Here is a 12,381-nt window from a genome sequence, read left to right as displayed (position 1 = left end):
TGTTCAAGGGCGGCGCCACGTCCTGCCCGGCCACGGGTGAGCCGAACACCTACTGGTACTGCCTGTCCAACCACAACGACCGCTACCCACCGCAGATGCCGCTGCGCCAAGCGCTTGCGACCTCGCCCAACACCGCGTTCGTGATCCTCGAGGAGAAGACGGGGCTCGAGGCGGTGGTGACCATGGCGTCCAAGCTCGGCATGCGCAAGACCATGGCGACCAACATCGCCGGCGTTCCGCCGGACCCCAAGGGTCCCAAGGACCTCCGCGTCAACCAGGCGCAGTTCTACGCGGGCAACGGCAACGCGTCCTTCACCCTGGGCCCGGCTCCGTCGAGCACGCTGGAGCTGGCGAACGTGGCCGCGACGATCATGAGCGGCGGCACGTGGTGCAAGCCGACTCCGATCAAGAAGGTGCTGGACCGCAACGGCAAGCCCGTCGAGCTGATCAAGCCGCCGTGCGAGCAGGCGGTGCCCGAACCCCTCGCCAACGCGCTGGCCGTCGGTCTCAGCGAGGACAGCAAGGGCCAGGGCACGGCGGCGTTCGCGGCGAGCAAGGCCGGCTGGAAGCGCCCGATGATGGGCAAGACCGGCACGACGGAGGAGTACAAGTCCGCGGCCTACATGGGGGCCACGCCGGACTACGCCGCCGCCGTGCAGGTGTTCAACGACAGCACCTCACCCCAGGGCATCTGCATCGGCGACGGTGCGCCCCGCCTGTGCCCGGAAGGCAACATCTACGGCGGCACCGTGCCCGCCGCGACCTGGTTCGACACCATGACCAAGGTCCACGCCGACCTGCCGGAGAGGCCGTTGCCCGAGGTCGAGGAGCGGTACCGGCGCGGCGACGGGCAGATGAAGGAGACGGCGCCTCCTCCTGCCGAGGCGGCCACGTCCCCGGCTCCCGCCCGGCCCTCACCGGCGTCCCCGGTGCCGCCGGCACCACCGTCGTCCGCGCCACCGCGGCGGTGATCTCCGGATCGATCCGGTCCACGCCAATCCGGTCATCGGACGGCTTCGAAGTAGAGGCGTGAAACCGGGACCGACGCGTGCGACGAACCCGCACCTGCTGACCGGTGCCCACGCGCTCGGCGCGCTGCCCGGCGCCGAGCGCGCCGAGTTCGAGGAGCACCTGGTCCGGTGCCGGGCCTGTGCGGACGAGTCGGCCGGACTGGTGGCGGCCGCGGCCCTGCTCGGCGGTGCCGTCGACCACGTCACCCCGGCGAACCTGCGGACGAGGGTCCTCGAGGCGGTCCGGCTCGTGCGGCAGGTTCCGACCGGCTCCGAGGCCGTGACCGTGTCGTCCCGGCGCCAGGGCTTCCTGCGGGCGGGTGCGCTCTTCGCGGCCGCCTGCCTGACCGCCGCGGCGGTGGCAGGCGTGCACGGCGCGCTGACCGCTTCGGTGGTCACGCCGGTGGCCGCTTCCCCGCACACCCCGGTCGGTGACCTGCTGGCGGCGCCGGACCTGCGGCTCGTCGCCGCGGGAGACCGGGCGGGCACGGTGGCGATGTCGCGCAGCCGCGACGAGGCGCTGTTCCTGGCGGACGGGCTGCGCCCGCTGCCCGGCGACCGCGTCTACCAGCTGTGGCTGGTCGACGAGCACGGCCCGCGATCGGCGGGGACGGCGCGTGCGACGGGCGAGGTGCTGTCGCTGCTCGCCACCGGCGTGGGCGAGGCCGGCGAAGTGGTGCTGACCGTCGAACCCGCGGGGGGATCACCGGGTCCGACGAGTGCGCCCGTCGTCACGGTCGACCTTCACTGAACCGGACGCAATCCGGCGGGGGTGCCGCACCGAATCCCGGGAATGACCGATCACATCCTCGTCATCGGATACGGCGACACCGGGCGTCACGCCGTGAACGCGGCGCTGGCCGTGCAACCGGACGCGCGGATGACCGTGCTGGACCTCGACTGCGTCGCCGCGGCGGAAGCCTGGGCCAACGGCGCCGACGCGGTCGTCGGGGACGGGCGTGACACGTGCGCGCTCGACGACGCCACCGCCGACCTCGCCGACCGCGTCATCATCGCGGTCCCGGACGACCTGGACGCCTTCCTGATCACGAGGGCGGTGCGTCCGATGAACCCGGACGCCGTGATCGTGGCGGTCATCCGCGAACCCGCCAACAGCCCCATCTTCACGTTCGACGGCACCTTGACCGTCCACCTGGGACGGCCTGACGACGGCCGGACATGAGGAACTCCGGGAACCGCGTGGTGACGCGGTTCCCGGAGTCGCGACCCCGTGCCCGGGAGATGTCAGGCGGGCAGCAGGACCGAGTCGATCAGGTACACCGTGGCGTTGGCGGTCTTCACGCCACCGCAGATCACGTTGGCGTCGTTGACCTTGATCGCGTTGCCCGAGCCGCTGACCTTGACGGTGCCGGTCTGCACCGTCTTCTGCTCACCCGCGATCTTGTCCGGCGTGATCTGGCCGGGGACCACGTGGTAGGTCAGGATCTTGGTCAGCAGCGCGTCGTCGGTCTTGAGCTTCTCGATCGTCGCGGCGTCGATCTTCGCGAACGCCGAGTCGACCGGCGCGAACACCGTGAACTCCGCGCCGTTGAGCGTCGAGACCAGGTTCACCTTCGGGTTGAGCTTGCCCGACACCGCGCTCACCAGCGTCGTGAGCAGCGGGTTGTTGCTCGCCGCGGTGGCGACCGGGTCGGCGGCCATGCCCGAGACGGAACCGGCACCGGACGGCACCTGCTTCGCGTAGTCGGCACAACCCGGGCCGACGAGGTTCGCAGCCGGATCCGCCATCGCCGACGACGACGGGGCCATCGAGGTCGTCGAGGTGGTCGTGGTGGTGGTGGAGCTGCTGCTGGCCATGTCGCCCGAGCCGCACGCCGCGCCGAACAGGGCGAGCGAGGCGGCGCCGAGGGCCAGGACGGTGTTGCGGACGGTCTTGTTCATGACAGGACATCTCCCAGGGTGAGTGGAACTTCTGTTGCTCGTGATTCGCCACCGCTCCGAGGACGGATGGGTGCGGTTATCCTTCTGTTACCGAAAAATCTGCGAATCGTGCGTGACCTGCGGTGACTTTCCGCCTGGAATCGCAGTCCACTGTGGATCTCCAAGCCGGACCGGACTCGGCCCTGCCCGACGACGACTTCCCGCGCCCAGGCGGCAGTGCGGGCCGCGGTGACCGGTCAGCCGGCCACCGACGTGAACACCATCGAGTGCCAGCCGGTGGCACCGTCCGGAATCGGCGCGGCGCGCTCGTTGGTCTGCGTGTAGCCGTTGCGGTCGGTGGCACGGCATTCCACGGTGTGGTTGCCTTCCGGCAGGTCCAGCTCGACGCGCCACATGCGCCACGTGTCGACGTTGACCTCGGTGGCGAGCGTCGCCTGCTGCCAGGGCCCGCCGTCGACCCTCACCTCGACCTTGTCGACGCCCAGGTGCTGGGCCCACGCGATGCCCGCGACGACGAACCTGCCCACCGGCACCCGTTCGAAGGACTTCGGCCGGTCGATCCTGGACATCACCTTGACCGGTGCCTTCTTCGCCCAGCCGCGCTCCGCCCAGTACGGGTCGAACGCGTCGAAGGTGGTGAGTTCCATGTCCACCAGCCACTTCGTCGCGGAGACGTACCCGTAGAGACCGGGAACCACCATCCGGACCGGGAAACCGCGCTCCAGCGGCAACGGCTCACCGTTCATCCCGACGGCCAGCAACGCGTTCGAGCCGGGTGCCATGATCGAGGCCACCGGCGTGCCGCACGTCCAGCCGTCCACGCTGCGGGTCGCGAGCTGGTCGGCACCGGGCCGCACCCCCGCCTCGCGCAGCAGCTCCGCCAGGTCGACCCCGATGAAGTTCGACGTCGAGATGTACGGGCCACCCACCTCGTTGGACACGCACACGAGCGTGATGGTCTTCTCCACCAACGGCCGCCGCAGCAGGTCGTCGTAGGTGAGCACCATCTCGTTGTCCACCATGCCGTGCACCCGCATCCGCCAGTCCTCCGCGCGCAGGCGGGGAATGCTGAGCGCGGTGTCCACGCGGTAGAACTTCTCGTTCGGCGTCAGGAACGGCGGGGTGCCCTCGCGCGCGAAGTCGGCGCCGAACGGGATCTCCGGCGCCTTCTGCCCCGGCCGCAGCGTGATGCCGCGCCGGGACGCCTCGACGTCCACCCGTCCGGCGAGGAACTGGCCGCCGGCCGCCGCGACACCGGCGCCGGCCGCGATCGCCGCCGTGGAGATCAGGAAACGCCGCCTGTCCTGCGCGGGCGCGGCGGCGGGCGCCCGGGCCCACAGCCAGCGGAACGCGGCGACACCGACGACGAGGCTCGCCAGCGGTGCCAGCACCGCCCACGTGGTCGAGGTGGGCCGGGCCAGCACCGCGGCGACCCCGAGCAGCCCGAGCGCGCCGGCGAGGGCGGTGCCGGGCCACGGGCTGCGCCGCGACAACAGCCCCGCCACCACACCGAGCGCGATGAGCACGACGGCCATGCCCGCGAGCAGCACCACCTTGTCGTTCTCGCCGAACGTGCGGATCGCGAAGTCCTTGACCGGGTGCGGTGTCAGGTCGATCGCGGTGTTGCCGACCGCCAGGAACGGCGAGGCCAGCGGGCTCACGAGTCCCGCGACGAGGTGTCCCGCCGCCAGCGCCGCGGCCACCGACACCAGGCCGATGAGGATGGATCGTGTTGCCTTCACACCCCTGGTTCGGAACAGGCCGCGGACCGGATTGGCCGGGTCCCCGATCAGGCGGCGACGAGGTCGGTCGCGGGCCCCGGCAGAGGCCGGAAGCGGTGTCGAGCGCGTTCGCCACGACCTCAGCGACCTCGTGGTGGCAGGAGGCGGGTCGCGCGATCGGTGGGGGCTGTGACCGATTGAGATCGCTTTCTGGCCCATCCGGGGGCTCCGTGGCTAGGGTCGCCCGCACTCAACCACTTGTGAGCGATGAAGGAGTCTGGCGCTTATGACATCCCCTGCGCGCGCCCTCACCCGGACCGCGCTCGCGGCGGTCGCCGTCGCGGCGGTCGCCGTCGCGGCGTGCGCCGCCGGACCGCTGACGCCCGCGAGCCAGGCGGCCGCGGTCGAGCTCCCCCCGGCCGGCGCGGTGCTCGACTACCAGCTCGGCTCCGCCTACACCCCGCCCGGCGGCGTGAACCTGGTGACGCGCGACAGCACCGCGTCGCCCGCACCGGGCATCTACAGCATCTGCTACGTCAACGGGTTCCAGTCCCAGCCCGGTGACCGCGACGTCTGGCTGAACCAGCGCGGTCACCTGGTGCTCAAGGACTCCTCCGGCAGGCCGATCACCGACCCGAACTGGCCGGACGAGCTCCTGCTCGACACCTCGACGGCCGCGAAGCGCACCGAGCTCGCCTCGATCATCGGCGCCACGATCGACCGGTGCGCGGCCAAGGGCTTCAGGGCGGTCGAGGTCGACAACCTCGACTCCTACCTGCGCTCCCGCGGCAAGCTGAGCGTGAACAACAACCTCGCCTACGCGAAGCTGCTCGCCGACCGCGCACATGGCAAGAACCTCGCGATCGGTCAGAAGAACTCCGCCGAGCAGGCCTCGCGCGGACGCACCGAGGTCGGGTTCGACTTCGCGGTCTCCGAGGAGTGCCACCGCTGGGAGGAGTGCTCGTCCTATTCCGACGTGTACGGCTCGCACGTGATGGACATCGAGTACACCGATGACCTGCGCGGCACGTTCGAGGACGTCTGCGACGACCCGGACACCCCGGCCACGACGACGTTGCGCGACCGCTACCTGGTCGGGCCGGACGACTCCGGCTACGCGTTCGACCACTGCTGAGCCGGCCGCCGGGGGTGGCGGTGCGCACCGCCACCCCCGCGCTCACGCGCCGATCAGCACTTCACCCAGTGGTTCGGCGAGGTCTGCCGGATCACGCTGGTGGTGAAGGTGTTCCACAACCCCAGCGGCTGGTTCGAGCCCAGCGCGTAGGTCTGTCCCAGGTTGGCGTAGGCGCGGCCCGCGACGGTGTGGGCGTAGTTGCTCGCGGTGACGCACTGCGAGGTCGGCGGGGTGGTGGTCGTGGTCGTGGGCGGCGTGGTGGGAGTGCCGCCGGACAGCGCCCTCACCATGTTCACCACGGCCGTCATCTGCGGGCCGGTCTTGAGCGGGTACCGCGCGGACTGGTAGCCCCACCAGTCCCAGCAGCCGCGCGGGTTCCCGGCCATCGTGGTGGCCTGCGGGTAGAGCACGATCATGTTGTTGGTGTCGGCGTACTCGTTGAGATAAGCCTTGTCCAGCAACGCGTCGCCGATCAGCCCGAAGTACTGGTAGCACCCGTGCAGGGTCACCATCAGCTTGCAGGGCCCCGTTTCGCACGACCTCGGCACGTACGCGAAGCCCTCGCGGCCCATGCTGATCGCCGCCGCGTCGCCACCGGGCGCGTGGGTGTTCTGGTCGAACCGGACCAGTCTGCCGGACAGCGCGGAAGCGGCCGGGTTCACCTGACCGAAGAGGTGCGTGAGCATCTCCTTCACCGGGTCGGTGGTGCCGCACCTGTTGACGTACGGCGAAGTCGTGGTGCCGCAGGCGTTCGGGCCGATCGGGCTGATCCACGCGTGGCCCGCCGCGGTGGAGTTGTCGTACACGACCCGCGCACCGAAGTCGCGGTAGTAGGTGGCGAGATCGTCGTTCACCGCCCGGTCGACCGTGTCGTCGGCACTGCCGTGGAAGAGCCACACGGGATCGCCCGCCAGGTTCTGCGGTGGGTCGACGGACCCGGCCGAGGCGCGCGTGCGGGTCAGCTGCTCCAGCTCCGCCGGCGTCTTGCGGGCCTGGAAGGTGTCCATGCACGCGAGCAGGGCGGTGTTGAGATCGTTCTGCGCGCAGTCGTAGGCACCGGCGGAGAAGATGCCCGCGCCCTGGAAGACGCTCGAATACGCGACGTGGAGCTGGTTCGCCATGAAGCCGCCGGACGACAACCCGCTGACGTAGGTGCCGGTGACGTCGTACTTGGTGAGCGAGCCGGACTGCGGTGGCGGGACGGCCGCCAGCGAGATCGACAGGGATGCGGCGGCCAGGCCGGTGGCGGCCGCCAAAGCCAGGACCACGTTCCTCGGGCGCATGCGTTCGCCTCCGTCATTGCAGGCAGGACATGGCTTCCGAGGTTAGGAGCCGGCGAACGGGCAGCACCACGTGTGCGGGCTACACCTCGCCCGGCGCGCGGACGTTGCGCGGCACCATTGCCCCGCCACCGCGGGAGGACTACGGAGAGATCGCTCGCGGCCCTGGGCGTGCGGGGTTCCCGCGCGACGGGCCCGGTCCGGTCAGCCGAGGTCGGCGACCCGCGCCTGGAGGTCGTCGACGAACCGGCCGAGCAGCCGCCCGAACGTCTGCTGGTCCTCCTCCGGCCAGTCGGCGATGGCGCCCGTGAACCAGCCGAGCACCGCCTCCAGGTAACGGCCGGCCGCGGCGGACCCGGAGCCGGTCAGCTCGATCAGGCGGGCGCGCTGGTCGGTCGGATCGGTGACGCGCTGGACGAGGCCGGAGCGTTCGAGGTCGTGCAGGAGCCGCGTGACGTGCGGGCCGACGACCTGCATCCGCGCGGCGATCTCCCCCACCCTCAGGGGCTGACCGGCCATGCGCAGGGTGATGAGCACGGTCAGGCCGGGCCGTTCCAGGGGTACACCGACCTGCTCCATCGCCCGCTCGACCAGCTGGCTGCGGTTGAGCACGGTGCCCAGCTGCATGAGGTGCGGCAGCAGCGCCGCGGGGTTCAGGCCCTCGCCCATCTCACTTACCTAACTTAGGTATATGCTTGCCTTGGTCGCAGTGAACCGTAGCGATCATCGCGATCCAAAAAATGATACCTAAGTTAGTTATCTGGAGGGACCATGAGCACCGTCCTGATCTCCGGCGCCAGCATCGCCGGGCCCGCACTCGCGTTCTGGCTGCGGCGGCGGGGCGTCGAAGTCACCGTCGTGGAGAAGTCCCACACCCTGCGCGGCGGTGGCTACCCCATCGACATCCGCGGCACCGCGCTGGCCGTCGTCGAGCGCATGGGGCTGCTCCCCCGCCTGCGGGAAGCCCACGTCGACACGCGGCGGATCACGTTCCTCGACACCGACGGTGGTGAGGCCGCCTCGCTGCGGCCTGAGGTGCTGATCGGGGGCGACGGCAGCGACCTGGAGGTCCGCCGCGGCGACCTCGCCGAGATCCTCCACGAGACCACGCGCGACGACGTGGAGTACCTCTTCGACGACACCGTCGTCGCGATGAGTGACGGGCCCGGCGGTGTGGACGTGACGTTCCGCAGCGGCCTCCAACGCACCTATGACCACGTCATCGGCGCCGACGGCCTGCATTCGACCGTGCGCGCGTTGACGTTCGGACCGGAGGAGCAGTTCCACCGCTACCTCGGCTACTGCTTCGCGGGCTTCACGATGCCCAACCACCTCGGGCTCGACCACGAGGCCCTGCTGTGGAACGAACCCGGTCGCGCCGCCGCGCTCTACGCGGTGGGCAGTGGCGAGAACGTGCACGGCTTCCTCAGCTTCGCCCGCGACGAGGCACCGTTCGGGGCGTTCCGCGACCCCGAGGCCCAGCGCGACCTGGTGGCGTCGGTCTTCGCCGGCGACGGCTGGGAGGTCCCGCGCCTGGTCGAGTCCCTGCGTGCCGCCGACGACCTGTTCTTCGACACGGTCAGCCAGATCCGCATGCCGCGGTGGTCGTCCGGACGGGTCGCGCTGGTCGGGGACGCCGCGTACGCGCCGTCGTTCCTCACCGGGCAGGGGTCGAGCCTCGCGCTGGTCGGCGCCTACGTGCTCGCCGGTCACCTCACCTCGGCTCCCGAGCAGGCGTTCGAGGCCTACGAACGCTCCACGCGCCCGTTCGTCGAGGCGAACCAGGGGCTGGTCGAGAAGGGCAACGCCGAACTGTTCCCCGGCACTGCCGAAGCACTCGCCGCGCGCAACGCCGCCTTGCGCGCACGGACCACCATGCCTGCCGAGGCCAGCCGTCCGGAGCACTCCGCGATGACGTTGCCCGATTTCGGTTAACGTCGCCGGATGCGGACGTTCAGCCAGGTCGACGTGTTCACCGACGAGTTCACCAAGGGCAACGCGCTCGCGGTCGTGCACGACGCGGAGGGCCTGACCACGGAGCGGATGCAGGCGTTCGCGAACTGGACGAACCTCGCGGAGACGACGTTCCTCCTGCCGCCGGCCGATCCCGCCGCCGACTACCGGGTGAGGATCTTCACCATCAGCCGCGAACTGCCGTTCGCGGGCCACCCGACGCTCGGCTCGGCCCGCGCGTGGCTCGAAGCGGGCAACACACCGCGCGATCCCGGCCTGCTGGTGCAGGAGTGCGGGGCCGGACTGGTGGAGGTGCGCCGCGACGGGCTACGGCTGGCGTTCGCCGCTCCGCCCCTGGTGCGCAGCGGTCCGGTCGACGACCTGGAAGCCCTGGCGGCGGCACTGGCGATCACGCCGGGTGAGATCGCCGGTGCGCAGTGGGCCGACAACGGGCCCGGGTGGGTGGCGGTGCTGCTCCACTCCGCCGAGGCGGTGTTGGCCGTGCGACCCGATTACGCCCGTTTCGGCGCGTTCACCGGCATCGGCGTGGTCGGGCCGCACCGCGTGGGCGGGGAGGCGGCGTTCGAGGTCAGGGCCTTCGTCAACGAGGGCGAACGCTTCGAGGAGGACCCGGTCACGGGCAGCCTCAACGCCGCCATCGCCCAGTGGCTCATCCCGGCGGGAATCGCCCGGCAGCGGTACGTGGCGGCCCAGGGCACCGCACTCGGCCGGCGCGGGCGCCTGCACCTCGACCAGGTGGAGGGCCGGATCTGGGTGGGCGGGCACACCGTGCTCGGAATCACCGGACGGGTGGCGCTGTGATCATCCTCAGTGGACGTCCTACCCCCGATTCAGGGGCTCAAACGTTGTTGTTGATCCGGTTCGGATGAGATGCTTCGAAGGTGGTCACGGTTTCGAGCTGGTTGCATTCGCCGTGCCCCGCGCTTGTGGTTGACGCCGCCGGTGCAGTGCACGGCATGAACCACGCAGCCAAGACGCTCCTCCCCCAGCAGATCTCCCCCACGCGGTGGCGCCACGGCGAGTCCGTGGACATCGCCGAACGCAGCTACGCCGCGCACCGGGTCGACCACGCGGACGGCACCGTCACGTGGTGGCTGCTCGACGAGACCGACCTCCGGCTGGAACGCGAGCGCGCGCAGTTGCTGACGCGCATGTCGAGCGCCCTGATGACGTCGCTCAACCCCGAGCGGTGCATGACCGTCGTCGCCGAGCTCGCGGCCGAGCACCTGGCGGACGAGGCGCTGGTGATCGCGCCGCAGTCGGACCACGGCCACCCCGTCACGCGCTGCCGCCGCGGCGAGGCGCCGACCTACGACCTGAAGCACGTCGACGTCGAGGAGGTCGTGGGGCTCAGCGAGGCGCTGCGCGGCTTCCCGCCCGTGCCGTCGCGCTGGATCGACCCGGCCGTGGCGCCGGACTGGCTGGCCAGGGACGTGGTGTCCATCGTCGTGACGCCGCTGCCCGGTCACGGCGTCCCGGCCGGTGCGCTGATCCTCATCCGGCGGGACAAGCAGTTCACCGACGACGAGGAGGCGTTCGCGCGCCTGTTCGCGTCCCGCGCGGGAGTCGCGATCTCCGCGGCCAGCCTGTTCACGCAGCAGGCCGAGATCACCGAGCGGCTGACCCGCGACCTGCTGCCGCCCACCCTGCGGCGCCACGAGCACGTCGACCTCGCCGGCCGCTACCGCGCGTCCGGTGCGACCGAACGCGTCGGCGGCGACTTCTACGACGTCCACCAGTTGCCCGGCGACGAGCTGTTCGTCGTCCTCGGCGACGTCTGCGGCAAGGGCCTCGACGCGGCGGTGCAGACCGGCAGGGTCCGCACGGCGCTGCACGCGCTGCTGCAGGTGGTCACCGACCACGACCGGATGCTCGCCGCCCTCAACCAGGCGTTGCTCACGACGGACCGGTCGCGCTTCATCACCACGGTCGTCAGCACCGTCCGCCCCGTCGACGAGGGCCTGCACGTGAAGCTGACCTCGGGCGGGCACCTGCCGGCGTTGATCGTGCGGTCCGGGGGCACCGTCGAGGTGGCGAACACGAGGGGCACGCTCGTCGGCATCCTGGAGAAGATCGTCACGACGACCGACGAGGTCGTGCTGGCACCCGGCGACTCGTGCCTGCTCTACACCGACGGCATCACCGAGGCCGTCGGCGGCCCGCTGGGCGACGAGGAGTTCGGCGAGGACCGCCTGCGCCGCGCGCTGGAAGCCTGCGGTGGCATGCCGGCCGAAGCGCTCGTCGAGCACGTGCACATGCTCGCGGCCCAGTGGGTCGGCAGCGGCATCCACGACGACATGGCCGTTCTCGCGATCACCGCGCCTCGGAGGAGGTCTTCGTGAAGGCTGTCGACGCGCTGTGGGAAGCCGCGCTGGACGGGGACGAGCACCGCGCGACCGACGTGGTGCTCGAGGCCGCCGCCGAGCTGGGCCACGAGGCCGCGCTGCTCGACGTGGTCGGCGGTGTGCAGCGCCGGGTCGGCGGCGAGTGGGCCGCGAACCGGATCAGCGTGGCGCAGGAGCACGCGATCACCGCGATCAACGACCGCGCGGTCACCGCGTTGTCGATCACGAGGCCGCGGGTCGAGCCGGTGAACGGCCGCGTGACGGTGGCGTGCGTGGACGGCGAGTGGCACGCGCTGCCCGCGCGGTTGCTGGCGGAAGTGCTGGCGCTGCGCGGTTTCGCGGTCGACTACCTCGGCGCGCAGGTGCCCACGCCGCACCTGATCACGCACCTGCACCGCACGGGCCCGGACGTGGTGGCGCTGTCCAGTTCGATCGCCACCCGGCTGCCCTCGGCGCACGCCACGATGACGGCCTGCCAGGCGGCGGGCGTGCCGGTGATGGTGGGAGGGGCCGCGTTCGGACCGGACGGCGAGTACGCGCGGCGGTTCGGCGCCAACGCGTGGGCCGCCGACGCCCGCTCCGCCGCGGACATGCTGCTGTCGCAGGAGCTGCCGAGGCCGACGGCGCGGTACCAGCCGATCGACCACCTGCCGCACCTCGCCGACCAGGAGTACACGCTGGTGACGCGGAACGCGCGTGATCTCGTGCGGTCGGTGTACCGCGGCCTCGAAGACCGGGTGCCCGCCATGCTGTCCTACAGCGACGAGCAGAAGCACCACACGGCCGAGGACCTCGCGCACATCGTCGAGTTCCTCGCCACCGCGCTGTACGTGGACGACGACGCTCTGTTCCGCGCGTTCCTCTCCTGGACGGGTGATGTGCTCGGCGCGCGCGGAGTTCCACCGCAGGTGCTCGAGCCGGCGCTCACGCTGCTGTCCGAGCAGCTGCGCGACTTCCCACGCGCGCAACGGATGCTGGCCTTGGTGCCGGACAGAACCTTCTCCGCTTGAGTGC

At 71.1% G+C, this 12,381-nt stretch carries 12 protein-coding genes; 8 read left to right on the top strand and 4 right to left on the bottom strand.

The window, feature by feature from the left end:
• The 3 genes from L6E10_RS26990 to L6E10_RS26980 all read left to right on the top strand — a co-directional run.
• A partial coding sequence (locus tag L6E10_RS26990; RefSeq protein WP_275677093.1) for a penicillin-binding transpeptidase domain-containing protein occupies positions 1–971 on the top strand: 971 nt, incomplete at its 5' end.
• Positions 972–1,029: 58 nt separating this feature from the next.
• Complete coding sequence (locus tag L6E10_RS26985) at positions 1,030–1,761, top strand: anti-sigma factor (protein WP_236222634.1); 732 nt, start codon at positions 1,030–1,032, stop codon at positions 1,759–1,761.
• A 42-nt stretch (positions 1,762–1,803) separates the two neighbouring features.
• On the top strand, positions 1,804–2,193 hold the full coding sequence (locus L6E10_RS26980) for an NAD-binding protein (protein ID WP_236222632.1): 390 nt from the start codon (positions 1,804–1,806) through the stop codon (positions 2,191–2,193).
• A gap of 62 nt (positions 2,194–2,255) precedes the next feature.
• On the opposite strand, the gene L6E10_RS26975 is transcribed toward L6E10_RS26980, so the two are convergent.
• On the bottom strand, positions 2,256–2,912 hold the full coding sequence (locus L6E10_RS26975) for a fasciclin domain-containing protein (protein WP_236222630.1): 657 nt from the start codon (positions 2,910–2,912) through the stop codon (positions 2,256–2,258).
• A gap of 236 nt (positions 2,913–3,148) precedes the next feature.
• Positions 3,149–4,654, bottom strand: a complete 1,506-nt coding sequence (locus tag L6E10_RS26970; RefSeq protein WP_236222628.1) for a molybdopterin-dependent oxidoreductase — start codon at positions 4,652–4,654, stop codon at positions 3,149–3,151.
• A 265-nt stretch (positions 4,655–4,919) separates the two neighbouring features.
• On the opposite strand from L6E10_RS26970, the gene L6E10_RS26965 reads away from it, so the two are divergent.
• Positions 4,920–5,768: an endo alpha-1,4 polygalactosaminidase gene (locus L6E10_RS26965; RefSeq protein WP_236222626.1), complete on the top strand. Its 849-nt coding sequence runs from the start codon at positions 4,920–4,922 to the stop codon at positions 5,766–5,768.
• 53 nt (positions 5,769–5,821) lie between these two features.
• On the opposite strand, the gene L6E10_RS26960 is transcribed toward L6E10_RS26965, so the two are convergent.
• Positions 5,822–7,051, bottom strand: a complete 1,230-nt coding sequence (locus tag L6E10_RS26960) for a PHB depolymerase family esterase (protein WP_236222624.1) — start codon at positions 7,049–7,051, stop codon at positions 5,822–5,824.
• A 201-nt stretch (positions 7,052–7,252) separates the two neighbouring features.
• On the bottom strand, positions 7,253–7,717 hold the full coding sequence (locus L6E10_RS26955) for a MarR family winged helix-turn-helix transcriptional regulator (protein WP_236222623.1): 465 nt from the start codon (positions 7,715–7,717) through the stop codon (positions 7,253–7,255).
• A gap of 102 nt (positions 7,718–7,819) precedes the next feature.
• On the opposite strand from L6E10_RS26955, the gene L6E10_RS26950 reads away from it, so the two are divergent.
• The 4 genes from L6E10_RS26950 to L6E10_RS26935 all read left to right on the top strand — a co-directional run bounded on the left by L6E10_RS26950 (position 7,820) and on the right by L6E10_RS26935 (position 12,377).
• Positions 7,820–8,983 carry an FAD-dependent monooxygenase gene (locus L6E10_RS26950; RefSeq protein ID WP_236222621.1) on the top strand — a complete coding sequence of 388 codons (1,164 nt, stop codon included), beginning with the start codon at positions 7,820–7,822 and terminating at the stop codon, positions 8,981–8,983.
• 9 nt (positions 8,984–8,992) lie between these two features.
• The gene (locus L6E10_RS26945; RefSeq protein ID WP_236222619.1) at positions 8,993–9,823 is read left to right on the top strand and encodes a PhzF family phenazine biosynthesis protein; all 831 of its coding nucleotides are present in this window, start codon (positions 8,993–8,995) and stop codon (positions 9,821–9,823) included.
• A 155-nt stretch (positions 9,824–9,978) separates the two neighbouring features.
• Positions 9,979–11,364 (top strand): PP2C family protein-serine/threonine phosphatase, encoded by a 1,386-nt coding sequence (locus tag L6E10_RS26940; RefSeq protein ID WP_236222617.1) that lies wholly within the window; start codon positions 9,979–9,981, stop codon positions 11,362–11,364.
• Positions 11,361–12,377, top strand: a complete 1,017-nt coding sequence (locus L6E10_RS26935; protein ID WP_236222616.1) for a B12-binding domain-containing protein — start codon at positions 11,361–11,363, stop codon at positions 12,375–12,377. The genes L6E10_RS26940 and L6E10_RS26935 overlap by 4 nt, the downstream gene beginning before the upstream one ends.
• Positions 12,378–12,381 lie beyond the last annotated feature (4 nt).

Origin of the sequence: Lentzea sp. CC55, from assembly GCF_021056325.1 — a bacterium.
GTDB classification, from domain to species: Bacteria; Actinomycetota; Actinomycetes; order Mycobacteriales; family Pseudonocardiaceae; genus Lentzea; species Lentzea jiangxiensis.
Note: the sequence above shows the minus strand (reverse complement) of the source record. Positions and strands in the feature narration are given on the sequence as shown.